At 49.6% G+C, this 20,237-nt stretch carries 10 protein-coding genes and 3 rRNA genes; 8 read left to right on the plus strand and 5 right to left on the minus strand.

What is annotated here, in order from left to right:
• The first annotated feature begins 76 nt into the window (after positions 1 to 76).
• From rpoH to rrf, 5 genes are all read left to right on the plus strand, one after another.
• The gene (rpoH, locus tag ACOMG9_RS03520; RefSeq protein ID WP_448215786.1) at positions 77 to 943 is read left to right on the plus strand and encodes an RNA polymerase sigma factor RpoH; all 867 of its coding nucleotides are present in this window, start codon (positions 77 to 79) and stop codon (positions 941 to 943) included.
• Positions 944 to 1,534: 591 nt separating this feature from the next.
• The gene (locus ACOMG9_RS03525; RefSeq protein ID WP_448215787.1) at positions 1,535 to 1,735 is read left to right on the plus strand and encodes a hypothetical protein; all 201 of its coding nucleotides are present in this window, start codon (positions 1,535 to 1,537) and stop codon (positions 1,733 to 1,735) included.
• Between the two features lie 521 nt (positions 1,736 to 2,256).
• A 16S ribosomal RNA gene (locus ACOMG9_RS03530) occupies positions 2,257 to 3,811 on the plus strand.
• A gap of 345 nt (positions 3,812 to 4,156) precedes the next feature.
• A 23S ribosomal RNA gene (locus ACOMG9_RS03535) occupies positions 4,157 to 7,249 on the plus strand.
• Positions 7,250 to 7,452: 203 nt separating this feature from the next.
• Positions 7,453 to 7,568: ribosomal RNA gene (gene rrf / locus ACOMG9_RS03540) — 5S ribosomal RNA — on the plus strand.
• The 16S, 23S and 5S rRNA genes sit together here, the layout of an rRNA operon.
• Positions 7,569 to 8,242: 674 nt before the next feature.
• Here rrf and ACOMG9_RS03545 read toward each other — a convergent pair.
• Positions 8,243 to 9,139 carry a hypothetical protein gene (locus ACOMG9_RS03545; RefSeq protein WP_448215789.1) on the minus strand — a complete coding sequence of 299 codons (897 nt, stop codon included), beginning with the start codon at positions 9,137 to 9,139 and terminating at the stop codon, positions 8,243 to 8,245.
• A 985-nt stretch (positions 9,140 to 10,124) separates the two neighbouring features.
• Between ACOMG9_RS03545 and ltrA the strand changes: the two genes are divergently transcribed.
• Positions 10,125 to 11,432 (plus strand): group II intron reverse transcriptase/maturase, encoded by a 1,308-nt coding sequence (gene ltrA, locus ACOMG9_RS03550; protein ID WP_448215790.1) that lies wholly within the window; start codon positions 10,125 to 10,127, stop codon positions 11,430 to 11,432.
• 187 nt (positions 11,433 to 11,619) lie between these two features.
• Here ltrA and ilvA read toward each other — a convergent pair whose 3' ends face one another.
• Positions 11,620 to 13,134 (minus strand): threonine ammonia-lyase, biosynthetic, encoded by a 1,515-nt coding sequence (ilvA, locus tag ACOMG9_RS03555; RefSeq protein WP_448215791.1) that lies wholly within the window; start codon positions 13,132 to 13,134, stop codon positions 11,620 to 11,622.
• A 188-nt stretch (positions 13,135 to 13,322) separates the two neighbouring features.
• Here ilvA and rpiA point away from each other — a divergent pair, with 188 nt between their 5' ends.
• Positions 13,323 to 13,994 carry a ribose-5-phosphate isomerase RpiA gene (gene rpiA, locus ACOMG9_RS03560; RefSeq protein WP_448215792.1) on the plus strand — a complete coding sequence of 224 codons (672 nt, stop codon included), beginning with the start codon at positions 13,323 to 13,325 and terminating at the stop codon, positions 13,992 to 13,994.
• Between the two features lie 102 nt (positions 13,995 to 14,096).
• Here the strand turns inward: rpiA and ACOMG9_RS03565 are convergent, their stop codons facing one another.
• Positions 14,097 to 14,219 carry a hypothetical protein gene (locus tag ACOMG9_RS03565; protein WP_448215793.1) on the minus strand — a complete coding sequence of 41 codons (123 nt, stop codon included), beginning with the start codon at positions 14,217 to 14,219 and terminating at the stop codon, positions 14,097 to 14,099.
• 235 nt (positions 14,220 to 14,454) lie between these two features.
• Here ACOMG9_RS03565 and ACOMG9_RS03570 point away from each other — a divergent pair, with 235 nt between their 5' ends.
• Positions 14,455 to 15,582: a branched-chain amino acid ABC transporter substrate-binding protein gene (locus ACOMG9_RS03570; protein ID WP_448215794.1), complete on the plus strand. Its 1,128-nt coding sequence runs from the start codon at positions 14,455 to 14,457 to the stop codon at positions 15,580 to 15,582.
• A 109-nt stretch (positions 15,583 to 15,691) separates the two neighbouring features.
• Here ACOMG9_RS03570 and ACOMG9_RS03575 read toward each other — a convergent pair whose 3' ends face one another.
• Together ACOMG9_RS03575 and ACOMG9_RS03580 are read right to left on the minus strand one after the other, a co-directional pair.
• Positions 15,692 to 16,744 (minus strand): PDDEXK nuclease domain-containing protein, encoded by a 1,053-nt coding sequence (locus ACOMG9_RS03575; RefSeq protein ID WP_448215795.1) that lies wholly within the window; start codon positions 16,742 to 16,744, stop codon positions 15,692 to 15,694.
• A gap of 140 nt (positions 16,745 to 16,884) precedes the next feature.
• Complete coding sequence (locus tag ACOMG9_RS03580) at positions 16,885 to 20,172, minus strand: type I restriction endonuclease subunit R (protein WP_494529764.1); 3,288 nt, start codon at positions 20,170 to 20,172, stop codon at positions 16,885 to 16,887.
• Positions 20,173 to 20,237 lie beyond the last annotated feature (65 nt).

The following is a 20,237-nucleotide window of genomic DNA, read 5'->3' on the forward strand; positions in this document are numbered from 1 at the left end:
TTGTCTTTGTTACGGTATGTGTATTTGGAGTTTGAACTAAGTCGAGTGCTAATTTGGCACTCAACCGGAGTGGATTATGGGAACCAGTATACAGCCAGTTGATATCTTAGTCCCGGGGCAAAATATTGATGCCTACGTTACGGGAGTCAGTGCTATTGCTGTGTTGTCTGCTGAGCAGGAAAAGAGTCTGGCAGAGCGGCTCTACTACAAGAACGATCTGGAAGCTGCCCGTCAGCTGGTTATGTCTCACCTGCGTTTTGTGGTTCATATAGCCAGGAGCTATAGTGGGTACGGACTTCCTCTGGCTGACCTGATCCAGGAAGGGAATGTAGGCTTGATGAAAGCCGTAAAACGGTTCAACCCGGAAGTGGGTGTTCGTCTGGTCTCTTTTGCAGTGCATTGGGTGAAGGCCGAAATCCATGAGTTTATCCTGAAGAACTGGCGTATTGTAAAGGTGGCGACCACCAAGGCACAGCGCAAGTTGTTTTTTAATCTTCGCAGCTCCAAAAAACACCTTTCCTGGCTCAGTAATGATGAAGTTAAGGCTGTTGCCAATGACCTGGGTGTTGAGGCCAAAGTGGTTCGTGAAATGGAAGGTCGAATGGCTGGTCACGACACAGCCTTCGATGGTTATTCGGACGACAGCGACGAGAACAGCACCTCCGTAGCGCCTGCCCACTATCTGGAAGACCAGAGAGCGGATCCGGCGAGAATTTTGGAAGACTCGGATTGGTCCGACTCTTCAGTGAACCTGCTGAGAAATGCTCTGGCAACACTCGATGAGCGCAGTCGGGATATTCTTCAGAGGCGATGGCTTAATGAGGATAAAGCAACTCTTCATGAGCTGGCAGAACACTATGGCGTATCAGCTGAGCGAATCAGACAGCTGGAAAAAAATGCGATGAAGAAGGTTAAAGGTTCGATGGAGGCTCGGTCTGGCTAGACAGGCACTTGTTATTTCGCAGACACCCGCACTTGATTGCGGGTGTTTTCGTTTTGGGGTGAATAAACATAGAGCAGGGGCTTGTTATCCATAGTTCCTTGATAAAGCCCCTTGAATAATAAGAGGGCGTAACAATTCAGGATGAAGCGATGATTGAACATTCAGGAACGCCTTCTCCCAGTCGGGGGCCCTCTAAAAGTCCTAAAAAAGTAGCTCAGCCAAAGACTGTCCGGCTTTTTTGTTATCATAACGAAACCTGACGACTTAAAGGCAAAAGCCGGAAGTCTGCAGGCCAAAAGGAAAGAGCTGTAATTAAGAAACGAAGCTCTGGCCTCTGATTCAATGCGTTCACTGGCCAAGGCGTGAGAAAAAGTCCTTTCTCGCCGAGCTGATGGCCCTGTTAAATTATGGGTACAGGCACGCATCAAGGGGAACTGATTAGTTCGGTCATATCCAAAAGTGCATCGGGCTGTCTTGTAAGGCCTAACCCTTTATTAATATTTCAGGAAACGCTTTTTCCGGACTTTGACCTGTCTGAGAGTGATAAATACACTGTGGCACAAAGAGAGTTGTGGCCGCTTCAGGAAGAGATTGAAATCTCTGAGAAAAAAAGCATTAAGAAAGGTATTTCTGGAAAGACGTATTAAAGAGTTGATCCATGAGAAGGAGTCCAGAGGACGCTCATTGGTTCATATCGAAAGAATGGATGTTAAAGCCAGCTCCAAAATCGTTAAAGCACTAAAAGTGCGTTTTAAACAACCTTTGAAGTTTGATCTGTTTAATGAAGAATGAAGTGGGCTTTCAGTCGCTTTGAAATAACTCGTTGACCTGCCTCTCAAGCTGCGTATAATGCCCCTCCACTGATCGGGGCATGGCTCTTAACGGGCACGCAACGATCCATTGCAACAACGTTTAAAACGGTGATTGACAATCGGATCGAACAGCGTAGAATGCACCGCCGCTGAGACGGAAACGCAACCCTCACTGAGTGAACGAATGCGGTCTTGGTAAGTTGAAAAGTGACTTAGAAAACAAGCACTTGACAACAAAAACGGTCGCGGTAAGATAGCGGCCTCGCTGAACAGCGCTGACCGCTGGTTCAGCCGGTTAAAACCTTCTTGTTTTAATCCAGTTCTTTAACAAATTATCAGACAATTCGTGTGGGCGCTTGTGCGAATGGCATCGGTCAACAGAGCTTTGCTCTGAAATGATTTAAATGCTGATCAAGCAAGCGAACATACCTGTAATTCATGTACGTTTAATTGCAAATGATTGAGCAGCGGACTGTTTTCGGACAGGAAGCAAAACGATTTAAACTGAAGAGTTTGATCATGGCTCAGATTGAACGCTGGCGGCAGGCCTAACACATGCAAGTCGAGCGGTAACAGAACTAGCTTGCTAGTTGCTGACGAGCGGCGGACGGGTGCGTAACACGTAGGAATCTGCCCGGTAGTGGGGGATAGCCCGGAGAAATCCGGATTAATACCGCATACGCCCTAAGGGGGAAAGCAGGGGCCCCGTTCTTTTTTAAAGAGCGGACCTTGCGCTATCGGATGAGCCTGCGTCGGATTAGCTGGTTGGTGGGGTAAAGGCCTACCAAGGCGACGATCCGTAGCTGGTCTGAGAGGATGATCAGCCACACTGGGACTGAGACACGGCCCAGACTCCTACGGGAGGCAGCAGTGGGGAATATTGCACAATGGGCGCAAGCCTGATGCAGCCATGCCGCGTGTGTGAAGAAGGCCCTAGGGTTGTAAAGCACTTTCAGCGAGGAGGAAAGGGTGTAGGTTAATACCCTGCATCTGTGACGTTACTCGCAGAAGAAGCACCGGCTAACTCCGTGCCAGCAGCCGCGGTAATACGGAGGGTGCGAGCGTTAATCGGAATTACTGGGCGTAAAGCGTGCGTAGGCGGCTTGTTAAGTTGGATGTGAAAGCCCCGGGCTCAACCTGGGAACGGCACCCAAAACTGGCAAGCTAGAGTGCGGAAGAGGAGTGTGGAATTTCCTGTGTAGCGGTGAAATGCGTAGATATAGGAAGGAACACCAGTGGCGAAGGCGACACTCTGGTCTGACACTGACGCTGAGGTACGAAAGCGTGGGGAGCAAACAGGATTAGATACCCTGGTAGTCCACGCCGTAAACGATGTCTACTAGTCGTCGGGGATCTTGCATTTCTGGTGACGCAGCTAACGCGATAAGTAGACCGCCTGGGGAGTACGGCCGCAAGGTTAAAACTCAAATGAATTGACGGGGGCCCGCACAAGCGGTGGAGCATGTGGTTTAATTCGAAGCAACGCGAAGAACCTTACCTGGCCTTGACATCCTGCGAACCTTTTAGAGATAGAGGGGTGCCTTCGGGAACGCAGTGACAGGTGCTGCATGGCTGTCGTCAGCTCGTGTCGTGAGATGTTGGGTTAAGTCCCGCAACGAGCGCAACCCTTATCCTCAGTTACCAGCACTTCGGGTGGGCACTCTGGGGAGACTGCCGGTGACAAACCGGAGGAAGGTGGGGACGACGTCAAGTCATCATGGCCCTTACGGCCAGGGCTACACACGTGCTACAATGGTGCATACAGACGGTTGCCAAGCCGCGAGGTGGAGCTAATCTGAGAAAGTGCATCGTAGTCCGGATTGGAGTCTGCAACTCGACTCCATGAAGTCGGAATCGCTAGTAATCGTGAATCAGAATGTCACGGTGAATACGTTCCCGGGCCTTGTACACACCGCCCGTCACACCATGGGAGTGGGTTGCTCCAGAAGTAGCTAGCTTAACCTTCGGGAGAGCGGTTACCACGGAGTGATTCATGACTGGGGTGAAGTCGTAACAAGGTAGCCCTAGGGGAACCTGGGGCTGGATCACCTCCTTAAACGACGACCGACCTTCCATAAGCGTTCACACGAATTGTTTGATTATCAGTTGACAGTGGTCAGTGACCAGTTGTCAGTTGTTAGTTTTGTTCTTTAACAATGTGGAATCCAAACTTAAATTAAGCTGAGTTGATTTAAAAGACGCTGGTCTTTTAATGAAATTCTTGCTGAGACACTCTCAAGTGTAGGGCGTATCAGTGGCCGGTTGTCAGTTGACAGTTGCCGGTTACTGAAGATCGTTAAAGGTAGTTATTGCCTATAACCATCAGTTGCCAAGAATCGACTGACCACTGGTCACCGACAACTGACAACTGAGATCTCGAAGAGATCGTTTTGGGTTATATGGTCAAGTGACTAAGCGTACACGGTGGATGCCTTGGCAGTCAGAGGCGATGAAGGACGTGGTAATCTGCGAAAAGTCTTGGGGAGCCGATAAACAGGCGTTGATCCAGGAATGTCCGAATGGGGAAACCCACTCACACAAGTGAGTATCCTTAACCTGAATACATAGGGTTTAGGAGGCGAACCCGGGGAACTGAAACATCTAAGTACCCGGAGGAAAAGAAATCAACCGAGATTCCCCCAGTAGCGGCGAGCGAACGGGGAGTAGCCCTTAAGCAATTTTTGGTTTAGCGGAACACTCTGGAAAGTGTGGCCATAGTGGGTGATAGCCCCGTACGCGAAAAGCCAGTGATTGTGAAATCGAGTAGGACGGCACACGTGAAATGTTGTCTGAACATGGGGGGACCATCCTCCAAGGCTAAATACTCCTGACTGACCGATAGTGAACCAGTACCGTGAGGGAAAGGCGAAAAGAACCCCGTTGAGGGGAGTGAAACAGAACCTGAAACCGTGTACGTACAAGCAGTGGGAGTCAGTGGTCAGTTGTCAGTTGTCAGTTGCCAGTAGGCAAGCGACAGCAGATGACTGATTACCAGGTCGTCAAGTTGGAAAATACGGGCAGATTTGCAGAGGTGTTGAAATTGACGCTGAACAAAACTGACCACCGACAACTGACAACTGGCCACTGATGACTGCGTACCTTTTGTATAATGGGTCAGCGACTTATTTTCTGTGGCAAGGTTAACCGTATAGGGAAGCCGTAGCGAAAGCGAGTCTTAACAGGGCGTCCAGTCGCAGTGAATAGACCCGAAACCGGGCGATCTATCCATGAGCAGGTTGAAGATCAGGTAACACTGATTGGAGGACCGAACCCACTGTCGTTGAAAAGCCAGGGGATGACTTGTGGATAGGAGTGAAAGGCTAATCAAGCCCGGAGATAGCTGGTTCTCCTCGAAAGCTATTTAGGTAGCGCCTCGTGTCTCACCATCGGGGGTAGAGCACTGTTTGGGCTAGGGGGCCATCCCGGCTTACCAACCCCATGCAAACTCCGAATACCGATGAGTGCAATCACGGGAGACACACGGCGGGTGCTAACGTCCGTCGTGGAAAGGGAAACAACCCAGACCGTCAGCTAAGGTCCCAAAGTAATAGTTAAGTGGGAAACGATGTGAGAAGGCCCAGACAGCCAGGAGGTTGGCTTAGAAGCAGCCACCCTTTAAAGAAAGCGTAATAGCTCACTGGTCGAGTCGGCTCGCGCGGAAGATGTAACGGGGCTCAAACTATTCACCGAAGCTACGGGGTTCAGTGGTCAGTTTTCAGTGGTCAGTTGTCAGTATGAGTAGACTGACAACCGACCACTGAAAACTGACCACTGCAACCGGTAGAGGAGCGTTCTGTAAGCCGTAGAAGGTCAACCGGGAGGTGGGCTGGAGGTATCAGAAGTGCGAATGCTGACATGAGTAACGATAAAGGGAGTGAGAGGCTCCCTCGCCGGAAGACCAAGGGTTCCTGCGCAACGCTAATCGGCGCAGGGTGAGTCGGCCCCTAAGGTGAGGTCGAAAGACGTAATCGATGGGAAACAGGTTAATATTCCTGTACCCCTTTTGACTGCGATGGAGTGACGGAGAAGGCTAGGCCAGCAGGGCGATGGTTGTCCCTGTTTAAGGTCGTAGGCTGTGGACTCAGGAAAATCCGGGTCCACAAAGCCGAGAACTGATGACGAACCCACCAAGGTGGGGAAGTGGTTGATGCCAGGCTTCCAGGAAAACCTTCTAAGCATCAGGTCAAAAGGGACCGTACCCGAAACCGACACAGGTGGTCAGGTAGAGAATACCAAGGCGCTTGAGAGAACCTGGGTGAAGGAACTAGGCAAAATGGCACCGTAACTTCGGGAGAAGGTGCGCCCCTTTTGGTGACCGGACTTGCTCCGTAAGCTGAAGGGGGTCGAAGATACCAGGTGGCTGCGACTGTTTATTAAAAACACAGCACTGTGCTAACACGTAAGTGGACGTATACGGTGTGACGCCTGCCCGGTGCCGGAAGGTTAATTGATGCTGTTATCGCAAGAGAAGCGGTTGATCGAAGCCCCGGTAAACGGCGGCCGTAACTATAACGGTCCTAAGGTAGCGAAATTCCTTGTCGGGTAAGTTCCGACCTGCACGAATGGCGTAACGATGGCCACGCTGTCTCCACCCAGGACTCAGTGAAATTGAAATCGCTGTTAAGATGCAGTGTATCCGCGGCTAGACGGAAAGACCCCGTGAACCTTTACTACAGCTTCACAGTGGATCTTGATGTTGCTTGTGTAGGATAGGTGGGAGGCTTTGAAGTGTGGACGCCAGTCTGCATGGAGCCAACCTTGAAATACCACCCTGGCAATATTGAGGTTCTAACCCAGGTCCTTTAGCAGGATCGGGGACATTGTGTGGTGGGTAGTTTGACTGGGGCGGTCTCCTCCCAAAGAGTAACGGAGGAGCACGAAGGTTGGCTAAGCACGGTCGGACATCGTGCGGTTAGTGTAATGGTACAAGCCAGCTTGACTGCGAGAGGAACATCTCGAGCAGGTACGAAAGTAGGTCATAGTGATCCGGTGGTTCTGAATGGAAGGGCCATCGCTCAACGGATAAAAGGTACTCCGGGGATAACAGGCTGATACCGCCCAAGAGTTCACATCGACGGCGGTGTTTGGCACCTCGATGTCGGCTCATCACATCCTGGGGCTGAAGCCGGTCCCAAGGGTATGGCTGTTCGCCATTTAAAGTGGTACGCGAGCTGGGTTTAGAACGTCGTGAGACAGTTCGGTCCCTATCTGCCGTGGACGTTGGAAGTTTGAGGAGAGCTGCTCCTAGTACGAGAGGACCGGAGTGGACGAACCACTGGTGTTCGGGTTGTGTCGCCAGACGCATTGCCCGGTAGCTAAGTTCGGACGGGATAACCGCTGAAAGCATCTAAGCGGGAAGCCCCCTTCAAGATGAGACTTCCCTGGCCGCAAGGCCCATAAGAGACGTTGAAGACTACGACGTTGATAGGCGGGATGTGTAAGCGTTGTGAGGCGTTGAGCTAACCCGTACTAATGACTCGAGAGGCTTGACCATATAACGCCAAAGCGATTTGCGCAGCGAAGCTGCCAGCAAAAGCTGGAAGCTTGAAGCCGTACACAGTGAACGAGAGTGTTGAGCAAGAATAGGCGACACAGCTTAAAAGAGATTTGGATTCCAGAGCCTTAGTTTTCGAGAAACAGCTTCAAGCCTCCAGCTTAAAGCTTCCAGCTCGAGAGCCAACGGCTCGACCAGTTTTGCCTGGTGACCATAGAGTGTTGGAACCACCCGATCCCATCCCGAACTCGGAAGTGAAACGACACATCGCCGATGGTAGTGTGGGGCTTCCCCATGTGAGAGTAGGTCATCGCCAGGCATTGAATAAAGCAGAACCCCGGTTGAGAGATTGACCGGGGTTTTTGCTGTGTGTCGAGCATGTTGCACAGCTTGGGGGTGAAAGTCCCCTGCTCAGCCAGATGAGGGCGAAGGGTTAGCGAAACACAAGGTTTGTATCGCGAGGTGCAGGCTGAAGGCAGTGTGGAGCAAAACTGCGAGCTGACGAACAGAAATCGGATATGAGGCTGTCTGCGTCGGGACGAGTTAGCAATTGATAACGAAGTCCCATACTCATCCGGACATTCAGGCAGTAGATCCGGCAGTTGTTCAGTGAAGGCGGTGTGACTTACCTCGGGAGGTCTGTGTAGTGTCTGACATTTCAGACTGAGGTCATCGTAAGGTGTCCTGATCGCTACACAGAAGTCAGCAGACGGCATAGTAGCTGGCGTATGTCAGTAAAGGCCCGAACGGTAAAGAGTGGTGAGTAGTTTTTGTCATTCGATACACCGGACGCAGACAAGTCCAGCAAACACTGGAACTCATACCAAGTGGTCACGGCGGAAACGGAGGCTGCGAGGCTATGAGAGCTGAGGTCGTGTCGGTATCACAGGATTACGAAAGCCCGGCGGGTGGTACGAGCCTGATGGAACGTATCACCAATCCCAATAATTTAGCAAGAGCCTTACAGCGAGTTAAACGCAATAAGGCCGGATCTTAATCAACCGAAGCTGTGTGCTGCGCTTGACTTTGCAAGTGAGTGTGACGTTGGTTGCCACACAACTGTAAAGGTTGAATATTTGCAATCGCCAAACGCAAAGGAGTTTCAAAAGATTCCTGATAATGACTCAATATATCTTCAGCAGTATGGAAAAAAATATTCCCGTCCCCCAGTTTACCTATGCAAACATTATCTCCAATGTGAATAAATGTATGAACGGGATCGTTGTTTTTTAAAATTGCAATAGGAGTGAATTGATTGTTTGTATCTAAAGTTTTTAAGTTTGTATACTCGTTGCGGAATTTATCTAGAAATGAAGTTGAATTAAACTCCATAAAGTTCACAAACTGATAGCAAGTTGCTGGGATTTTTTTACCTTTATAAATCTCAGCAACTGTCTTATTTCCTAAGAAAGGGACTAATCTATCTGGAGGGCAATCATCGAAATAAATCTGCAATCCTGAGTTTACACATTTTAAGAATTGCTTTTGCCATAGATGTGAAGGTGTATAGTCGTGATTGCCATTTTGTGTTTTGATATTAAAAGTGAAAGAGCTTTTTGGCCTGTCGTCACTAATGTCAATCATTTTTTTTGCCAGCTCATCATCTCTTTTATTGCCATCGATATAATTAAACACAGTGCCGTTTATTTCAAAAGGGATATGCTTTAATACCACTCTATTCTTCAAGCCTCTCTCATGAAACCCAGCGAAAGCACTCTCTCTTTTTTTGGATCTATCAATTTTTATAGATACTGATGGCTCTAAACACTCCACAGACCTGTTATAACACGTTGCTCCAGATGTTTGTGAATTGTACGGGTTTTGTGTTGAAGCCATATCTGTTGTTGAGAGCAATCTTTTATTTGAAATATTGCTGACCGGTGTCGTCATGATGCAACTCCTTTTCTTTTATTGATTGATGTTGTTCGGAGTCACAACCCTATATAAAGTTCATAACAAAATGGTCAGCCAATATAACAATGAGTGGCAGTATTACCCTTTAGTCTGGCAGTCTGCCGATGCACCAGATGCTACCAGGTGTGCCAAGTGGTATCACGACCATGGTAATAATACTTGAGTAATTGTATTCCAACGAGACTATGCTCTGGTGTCAATGGGAGAAAAGTCCGAAGCGTTATGCGGAGCTGAGAAGGCGGGGAGTCAGTGATGAACTGACGAGACAGACGGTAGGATCTAGCAAAGGGCAGTTGCGAGTATGCCGGAGTCCTGCGCTGCACTTAGCATTGCCGAATAGTTGGTTCGATGAATTAGGTTTGATTAGATTATTGGCTGCTTAACTGACCGAAACGCCCAGTACGGACCCGTAAACTGGGTGTTGTGGGAGTTGCGCCTTGCAAGCGCGTAAAATCTTGTGACCTGAAATGGTCATCGCGGTAAAGCTGTGGTCGGCAGCCGTGTACCGAGTCTTGCGTGGTAGAAGGTAACGACTACTGCGAAGCGTAGACAGGGTGATAACAGGCCGTAACGTCTGCTAAGGGATAATTAGCCCCGAAATTGCACGTGGTTGAAGTGGCTGACCTTCTCTCTCAATGGGGAAAGCGGAAGTCGGGAGCTCCGCTAATGACAAGGCATCCCGACTGCTTCCGGGGTTCGTACCCACGGCATGTTATCGAATGATTTTACGTGAACAAGGGAGATCCTGAACGTTCAGGCGGAGCCTGTAGGGTCCGACGAGCCTTTAAAGCAAGAACGACTTGATGACGTTCAGGAAGTCAGACCAGCTGATAGTACTCCGAGGCGGGGAGAGCCCGTCACATGGGGAAGCGGCTGGCGGTATTTGAGCCTTTCCAGGGAAACATGGGCTCCACATCTGAGGGAGTTACGGTCTTCTACGCAGTGAGAAGGTAAACCAGCCATGGCAACGGGACTGGAGAGGGTAGCAGCGAAAGCCCGGAGTTATCCGAAACTTCGCTTCACAAGTCTGGCACATCACATTACCCCGGCGAGCCTGTGTATGAATCTGAACAAGATTCCACACAACACATCGCCCGGAGTCGATGGGCTGACTGTCGAAGAGACAAAGAAAGACTTTAAGCGGTGGTTGGAACAGACACTGACGTCTATCCATCGGCAAGGCTACAAGGCACCGCCGGTCAAAAGGGCATGGATACCCAAGCCGGGGAAAAAGGAAAAGCGCCCTCTGGGTGTTCCCTGCATCAATGACCGGGCTTTGCAGCGAAGTGTTGCTGATGTGCTGAATGCTATTTATGAGCAGGACTTTTTGCCCTGTTCCATGGGTGGCAGGCCACGACTGGGAGCGCACCATGCCCTGTCCACTTTTAACGAGGTGGTTTCAGGCCGAAAGGTCAGCTGGGTGCTGGAAGCGGACTTGAAGAACTTCTTTGGGAGTCTTGACCATGGATGGCTGCTTCGTTTTGTGGAACACCGGGTCGGTGATCCCAGAATCCTGAACCTTATACGGCGCTGGTTGAAAGCCGGGGTGATGGAGGCCGGGGAGTTGCAAGAGTGTGAAGAAGGTACGCCTCAGGGTGGGCCGGTCAGCGTAGTTCTGAGCAACCTGTACCTGCATTATGTGCTTGACCTCTGGTTCGAGTGCATGGTCAAGCCTCGGCTAAAAGGCGAGGCATGGCTGATCAGGTACATTGATGACTTTGTGGTGTGTTTTCAGTATCGCAGTGATGCGGAGCGGTTCATGAATGTGCTGCCACAGCGACTGGAGAAATTTGCGCTGAAACTGGAGCCGGATAAAACCCGGTTAGTCAGGTTCGGACGTTTTGCCAGTCGTGGGGGAAGACGACCGGAAACGGTTTATTTCCTTGGCTTTACGCACTACTGCACAAGGAATCTGAAAGGAAACTTCATGGTGGGAAGGAGAACGGAAAAATCCCGCCTAAGACGCAGCATAGCCAAACTGAAGGAACTACTGAGACGAATACGCCATGATCCGCTGCACGAACAAGTGACAGCGATCAATCGACGGTTGAGAGGGCATTATGCGTATTACGGTCTGGGAGGAAACTTCCGAAGTATGGAGAAGCTTTACCGATTTGTTGACCGCTACTGGTACAAGATGCTGTGTAGCCGATGCCGGAAAGGCAAGATTCCATGGGAAAAGTACCATAACCTCAAGCAGCTTCTGCCGCTACAGAAACCGAGGATAATGCTGCCTTTTATGGCAATGAAATCCATGGCTGTGCTGTGAGTCAAATATCGAAGAGCCCGGTGCGGGAAATCCGCACGCCGGGATCTGAGGGGGTTGGAGCTACAATTGGTAGCTCCTTCTACCCGGTGAGCGTAGCTGTGAGGCTTCGCCCTATCCCGGTTATCCAATGCTTTGTTCCTGAGAGGAATTGAGTCCTGGATAATAAACCCGGCATCTCAGCGGGTCATCACCCCAAAAACGCCTGATAAGCCTTGTTATCCGTTTCTTCACAGTAGTAATAGTCCAGCTCAGCCAGAAATTTTGCGATGTGTGGTCTCTCCATTTCTGGTACTTCCAGACCGACAGCCACACGACCATAGGCAGCTCCGTGGTTCCGGTAATGGAACATGCTGATATTCCATTGGTCACCCAGTTTGTTCAGGAAGTTGAGCAGGGCACCCGGACGTTCCGGGAATTCAAAACAATAAACCACCTCATCCTTTACGGCTTTACTGTGACCGCCTACCATGTGCCGGACGTGCAACTTAGCCATCTCGTTGTCGGTCAGGTTCTCTACCGGATAACCTTTCTCTTGCAACTCTTGGGTCAGATTATCAATGGGCATTTGATCGGGATGAACCTGGACACCTACAAAGATTCGGGCATTTTTGGGGTCGTGGAATCGGTAGTTGAATTCGGTGATATTCCTCTTACCAAGGGTTTCACAGAATTTTTTGAAACTGCCGGGTTGTTCAGGGATGGTGACAGCGATGATCGCTTCGCGCTTCTCACCTAATTCCGCACGTTCGGAAACATAACGCAGACGATCAAAGTTGATATTGGCGCCACTGGCTATAGCCATCAGTTTCTGATTGCTGGCACCTGTCTCGCTGACATATTTTTTCAGGCCAGCTACGCTTGCCGCACCAGCAGGCTCACAGACCGAACGGGTATCATCAAAGATATCCTTGATGGATGCGCAGATTTCATCAGAGCTGACCGTGATCACTTCATCAATGTATTTCCGGCAGAGCTTGAAGGTTTCTTCGCCGATCTGAGCCACAGCAATGCCATCAGCAAAAAGACCCACATGGGGCAAGGTTACTCGCTCATCAGCTTCCAGAGCGGCTTTCAGACAAGCAGATTCTTCATACTCAACACCGATGACTTTGATATCAGGGCGCAGATACTTGATATAGGTCGCTATGCCTGCTGCCAGACCACCTCCGCCGACGGGTACAAAAACAGCGTCGAGCTGACCGGAAGTCTGACGGAGAATCTCCATGCCGATCGTGCCCTGACCGGCGATGGTGTGAGGATCATCATAAGGATGAATAAAGGTATAGCCCTGTTCTTCAACGAGTTTCATGGAGTAAGCCAAAGCCTGATCAAAGGTATCACCATGAAGGATGACCTTGGCTCCTCTGGCCTCGCAGGCTTTGTACTTTATTTCAGGAGTAGTACCGGGCATCACGATAACGGCTTCAATTCCCATGGTCTTGGCTGCCATGGCCACGCCCTGGGCATGATTGCCGGCAGAAGCACAGGTCACTCCGCAGGCTTTTTCTTCAGCGGTTAACTGGGCCATCTTGTTATAAGCGCCCCGGATTTTAAATGAGAATACGGGTTGCAGGTCTTCTCGCTTCAGAAAAACCTGATTATTCAAACGTTTGCTGAGAAATGGAGCCTCATGAATAGGAGTCTCAATCGCCACATCATAAACTTTGGCTTCGAGAATCATTCTTATGTACTGATGAGGCATGGGACTTCACTTTTGTAATAACTTATCTTGATTGGACTGATTCTAAACAGGCATGTGTACAAGAAACAATCTTTTATCGTTTTCAAGTAACAAAAGGTTATACGAAATTTGAAGTATTTAGTTCAGCGGGGGATCGTTTCCGGGGGTATAATCCCTGGCTTCATTGTACATGACCGCAAGGTAGAGACATGACCCAGGACGAGCTGAAGAAGGCGACTGCCGAGGCTGCATTGCAGCGGATCCTCCCTCATCTGGAAGAAGATATGATTATCGGTATTGGCACTGGTTCCACGGCCAATTTCTTTATTGATGCTCTGGCAGAACACAGAAACAGTTTTGATGGTTGCGTAGCCAGTTCAGAGGCTTCTGCTGATCGTCTGAAACAGCACGGGATTCCGGTTTATGACCTGAACAGTATCAGTGAACTGCGCTTTTATATTGACGGGGCTGATGAGTCCAACAATCGTCTGCACCTGATCAAAGGCGGTGGAGCAGCCCTGACAAGGGAAAAAATTGTGGCTGCAGTGGCGAAAGAGTTTATCTGTATTGCTGATGAGAGCAAGCTGGTAGACGTGCTGGGTGAATTCCCGCTTCCTGTTGAGGTTATTCCCATGGCTCGCAGTCATGTTGCCCGTGAACTGGTTAAGTTGGGTGGTGACCCCGCTTACCGTGAAGGGGTTATGACAGATAATGGTAATATCATTCTGGATGTATGGAATCTGGAGATTACTGACGCCATGGGTCTGGAAGAAAAAATCAACCAGATTGTGGGGGTCGTAACTAATGGATTGTTTGCGGCTCGACCTGCTGACGTGTTGCTTCTGGGCACTGCGGAGGGGGTTAAAACCATCAAGCCCTGAATAACCAGAGCCGGGTGTAAACCCGGCCATTTCCCCTGACCTCTACCATGAAATATTATTTGTCACCAATATGGGACAATAATGATTTCCTGAACTCATGGTTCAGAAAATGGTGTTCAAAAAGAAGTGAAGCGAAGCCAGAACGCTACCTAAAGAAAGTGACAATATAATCAGTTCGCCGGTTTTCAGTTCATTATCCTGTGTATTATGTTGTTTCGTATCCATACTGCTTCTCCTTACATCCTTGTTTAGAGTATTCCCTTACTGAATGCTTTCACTCTAGGTCTGTGATAGCTCTGCCGCCTTAAGACGTTCGTATAGATTTAGACATAAGTCGAAGAAAAAAGTTTGGAAAAAAAGCTGTTATGACTGAAAAAAATCCTTAATATAACTTTTCGAGAGAAAGATGGATTTAGATAATGAGAAAATGGAATTAAGTCCATTCCAAGAGAACTACAGCATGATAAGAAAAATGAACAAAACTCTGGCCGCTCTGGCGGTATCTGCAGCCGTAGCAGGGGCTTCCGGTCTGGCTCAGGCTGCCGACACGATAAAAATTGCTTTAGCTGGCCCGGTAACAGGTCCTGTAGCCCAGTATGGTGATATGCAGTTCACCGGCGCCAGGATGGCCGTAGAGCAAATCAACCAACAGGGGGGCGTCAATGGTAAGCAGCTGGAAGCGGTAGTCTATGACGATGCCTGTGATCCCAAACAGGCCGTAGCGGTTGCCAACAAAATCGTTAATGATGATATCCGTTTTGTCGTAGGGCATCTGTGTTCCGCTTCTACCCAGCCTACCACCGACATCTATGAAGATGAAGGTATCCTGATGATCACCCCCGCCTCCACCAGTCCGGAGATCACCAGTCGTGGATATGAGCTGATATTCCGCACAATTGGACTCGATAGCCTGCAAGGACCTACTGCGGGTAACTACATCGTAGAGAGCATAAAGCCTGAGCGTATGGCAGTTATCCATGACAAGCAACAGTACGGTGAAGGCATTGCCACAGCTGTTAAGAACACGGTTGAAAAAGCCGGTATTGATGTGGCTGTCTTTGAAGGTGTTACTTCAGGTGACAAGGACTTTTCAGCGCTCATTGCCAAGTTGAAGAAGGAAGATGTCGATTTTGTTTACTACGGTGGCTATCACCCTGAGCTGGGCCTGATTCTGCGTCAGAGCGCAGAAAAGGGTTTGAAGGCTAAATTCATGGGACCTGAAGGTGTGGGCAACAAGGATATTTCAGCCATTGCCGGTCAGGCTTCAGAAGGTTTGCTCGTGACACTGCCGAAGAGTTTTGATCAGGACCCTGCCAACGCCAAACTGGTAGCCGCCTTCGAGGCAAAAGGTGAAGATTCATCCGGTCCTTTCGTATTCCCTTCCTATTCTGCTGTTCAGGTTATGGCAGAAGGCATGGAACTGACCAAGAGTGAAAGCCCTGAAGAAGTAGCCGACGTTCTGCGTTCAAACACCTTTAGTACGCCAACAGGTAACCTGGCCTTCGATGGCAAGGGAGACCTGAAAGACTTCAGTTTTGTCGTTTATGAATGGCACGCTGACGGTACCAAGTCTGAGGCTTCAAAATAAAAGCCCGATCGGGAAATACCGTCGACTGTAACTGTGATGGTATTTTCATTACAGGGAATAGCTTGCATAGGCCGACGCTGAAATGTTCAGTTGTCGGTCTGCTTCTGTCTCATCTTTTAGTTCCCAATCCCTGTTCAATGTCTTCCACGCTGGGTAGTTGCGATTGCAAGTTTTCCGGCAGTGATTGAGTGAGTTGGTATTCCGAAACGCCAATAGGCTTTTGCATATCACTGAGAGAGTACTCTGCCACGAGTTTGTCTTTGTTCTTGCACAGCAGAATGCCAATAGTGGGCGTATCGCCCTCTTTACGCAGTTGTTCGTCCACGGCTCTGATATAAAAATTCAGTTTGCCTGCATGTTCCGGTTCAAAATCTACCGTCTTCAGCTCAACCACCACATAACAATCTAACCGGACATGGTAAAACAGCAGGTCAATATAAAAATCCCGTTGTCCTACCTGTATATGAAATTGTTTGCCCAAATAAGCAAATCCAGCCCCTAATTCCAGCAAAAACTGGGTGATATGCTCGGTCAAACCTTTCTCAAGCTCACGTTCGTTGTAGTTTTGGGTCAGGGCGAGAAAATCAAATACATAAGGGTCTTTCAGAGTTTCTTGCGCCATGTCAGATTGTACGGCTGGCAGGGTGGCACTAAAGTTACTGACGGCTTGTCCATCTCGCTGCCAGAGGCCGCTTTCTATCTGGTGAGTGAGTACGCTTCGGCTCCAACCGTGCTCAATGGTACTTCTCACGTAATACAGGGCTTCTGGAACACTTTTACACTTGCTGATAATTTGCAAATTATGTCCCCAGGGTACCTGTGTTAATTGGGCAACAAGCTGTTGCCCAATTGCCTGCTCCCCGGAGTAATAAAGAAACCATTGGCGAATATATTTAAGATTTCGCTCCGAAAACCCCTTAATTTCAGGGAAATCCGACATTAAGTCCTTACTGAGTTGTTTCAGGAAGCCTTCACCCCAGTTAGCCTGAGCCTGTCGACGAACAATGTCTTCCCCCAGTTCCCAGTAAAAAGCCAGCAAGGTCGAATTCACCTGAACAGCGGCTTTAAGCTGAGTTGACAGTACTTTCTGTTTCAACGTTTTCAGCCAGTTTTTGTACTCGCCGTTCAGGCTTAGGTTGACGGTGTTTTTTTGTTTGCTCATGCACGAACCTCTTTTAGCACCGCTGAAACTTAGTTGAGATATTGCCCGAATTCAATGTCAGCATTCTGCTACCAGAGCAACGCAGGAGCAGTTGCCGCGTAGGGCAGCTATTCTCGGTCAGGCTCCTGGTGGGCACTCACTCACCCCTTCAACATATCAAACACAACCCGAGCAAAGCCCCGAGCCAATTCCGGGTTGGAAAGATACTGCAACATCATTTCCTGTTGAGCCTCGTTGCTGTCCATCACGGCATCATCAATGGCTTGTGGGAAGTCACCAAGCAGTGCTTGTTCAGCGGTATTGTTCTCAATCTGCTTCATCACCGTTTCGTTTTCGGCCAGTTTGTCCCGCACGGTAAAGGCGTAATTGATCAAGTCAGCATCGGTCAGGTTGTCGGTAATAAACATCTCATTCAGCCGTGCCACAATCTGGGATAAGAACTCTTCTTTCTTGTCCTTGGGTTTGGCGGAACCGACATCGCTGGAGGGTTCCAGTTCATAGCCCTCGGCGTCTTCCTTGAGTTCAATGTCTTGCTGGCGAATCTTGGACAACCGGTAATGGCTCATGACCACGTTATCCAGGTCAATATCATCTTCTTCAATAACCTTTTCACGGAGCAGTGGGCGCAGGTAGCGAGCGTAAAGGCTGAGCTTTTCCAGGTCTTTGTTGTCGTAGTCCACAATCTGGGACATAAACTCGTAGAAACGGGTAAAGGTGCCTAAGTCCTTTTTGAAGATTTCCAGCCGGTCTTTTTCCAGCTTGCATTCTTTGAAGCTGTTTTCAGCATTAGCGATTAACACGGCATCTTTGGTCTTCCTGGTTCGTTCGAACATCTCCTTGGCACGCACATAAGCATCAATGGCAGAACTGTATCGCTTCTGCCAGCGATCCACAGCGGGCTTGCAAATGTTGCTCACCGCTGCATTGCTTTTGCTCTTGGAAAGAAAAGCCTCGCAGAACTGTTCTACTTCGTTCCAGGTAAAGATACCGCTGGCACGGAGTTTTTCGTAAAGGTCGAATACTTTATCCGGGTCTGTCACATCCGCCAGTTCAGCGATTTGGTAATACGGCTGGAATGCGGCCAGAATCTCTTCCGGCTCATTGACAAAATCCAATACAAAAGTGCCGCACTCGGCTTTGCCGGGATAGGTACGGTTCAGACGGGAAAAGGTTTGCACACATTCCAAACCACCTAAGGGCTTGTCTACATACATGGCGCAGAGTTTCGGCTGATCAAAGCCAGTCTGGAATTTGTTGGCAACCAGCATGATCTGGTAGTCGTCGCTATCGAATGCTTTGCGCATGTCCCGGCCCTTTAGAGCTGGGTTCATATTGGTTTCGGTGAACTTTTGGTCCAGCAGGGCAGAGCTGTCCGGATCGTCCTTATGGAATTCCACCTCGCCGGAGAAGGCAATCATCACGGCTATCGAACTTTTGTGTTCTGAGAGGTATTTATCAAACGCCAGCTTGTAACGCACCGCTTCCTTACGGGAACTGGTGACCACCATCGCCTTGGCCTGACCACCCAGCAAGCCCATAACATGCTCTTTGTAGTGCTCGGTGATGACTTTCACCTTCTGGGAAATATTGTATTCATGAAGCCGCACCCAGCGGTTCAGTTTTACCTTGGCTTTTTTGCTGTCTACCTCTTCGTCCTCGGCCTCTATTTTTTGGGCCAGCTGATAGGCCACCTTGTAGTTGGTGTAGTTTTTCAGCACATCGAGAATAAAGCCTTCCTCAATGGCCTGGCGCATGGAATACACATGGAAGGCTTCAGGCAGGTTCTTCTCGGAAGCAGGCTCATCAGGTTTGGGCAGGCGACCAAACAGCTCCAGGGTTTTCGCCTTGGGTGTCGCAGTGAACGCATAGTAATTCAGGTTGCTGCTGCCCCGGCGTGAGGCAATGGTGGCATCTAGCATATCTTCAGAAGACAGCTCTTTGTCCTCATCTCCGTCATCAGCACCATCCACCATCAACACTTCCTTCAGCTTGCGGGCGGTGGAGCCGGTTTGTGACGAGTGGGCTTCGTCGGCAATCACGGCATAGCGGCGTTCCTTCAGTCTGGTACTGTTCTCAATGGCCGCCAGTACATAAGGGAAGGTTTGAATGGTGACAATAATAATCGGTTGAGCACTCTCCAGAGCCGCTGCCAGTTTCTCCGACTTGGAGCCGTCACCTTCTTTTTTGTTGATACGCCCCACCACACCGTCGGCGTGTTCAAACTGATAAATAGTGTCTTGTAGCTGATCGTCCAGCACGGTTCTGTCGGTAATTACAATCACCGAATGGAACTGCTTGTTGCCTTCACCGTCGTACAGGGTAGAAAGCTGGTGGGCGGTCCAGGCAATGGAGTTGGATTTACCGGAACCGGCACTGTGCTGCACCAGATACTTGTTGCCCGTGCCTTCTGCCTTGGCCGTTGCAATCAGCTTGGTCACCACATCCCACTGGTGATAACGGGGAAAGATCAGGGTTTCCTTTTTCGACTTGCGGCCTTCCCAGTCTTCCTTCTCTTCGATCTGCAAATGCACAAACCGACCGATAATATTCAGCAGGTTGTCGGGCAGCAATACCTCGTTCCACAGGTATTCGGTGGCGTACTCATTCCGGTCTTCAGGAATATCATTGCCTGCACCGCCTTCAGCCGTGCCTTTGTTAAACGGCAGAAAGAAGGTATCGCTGCCCGCCAGTTTAGTCGCCATATACACTTCGTACTGACTCACGGCAAAATGCACCAGCGCCCCCCGTTTAAAGGTCAGCAACGGTTCCGGCTTGCCGGTTTCCGGGTCTTTGGGCAGACGGGTCTTTTGATATTGTCGTTTGGCGTTTTCAATGGCCTGTTTGAATTCCGATTTCAGCTCCAGCGTTGCCACGGGCAGACCGTTTACAAACAACACCAGGTCAATGCGCCATGCCTTGGCTTTTTTACCGGTTTCTGCCAGATGAGCGTCGACGCCTTCCCCCTCGGGGGAAGGTTGGGATGGGGGGACAAGATTGACATAAGGACTGTAAACCAGCTCCGGCACCACACGACAACGGTTTTCTTTAAAGCGGGCCAGCGTATCCGGGTTCAGGGTATGTTCCGGCATAAACTGACACAGGGAGAACCGGGCATTGCGAATCTTCAAACCATGACGCAATACGCCCAGTGTGCCAAAGCTGCGAAGCTCCTTATCAATGGCATTAGAGTCGGCTTTCTTTAACTGGTTGACCAGATGGCTGATAAAATGCTGCTCCGAATCCACCGGAAAGCTTTTGCAGAACTTTTGCCATTCCTTCGGCTGGGTGTTCTGAACAAAATCCAGCACATCGCTGGTATACAACGCCGTTTCCCGGTCGTACTGATCACCACTGCCCAGCAGCCAGCCTTTGGCTTGCAGGCGGGCGATCATATCGTTTTGGAATATCGATTCGGTGGTGCTATCCATATTTCACGGTCTCAACATGGTACCTAAAGGTCTCGATATGGGACTCTTCAGGCATTGTGCAGACA

The organism is Endozoicomonas sp. PH6C (assembly GCF_059322965.1).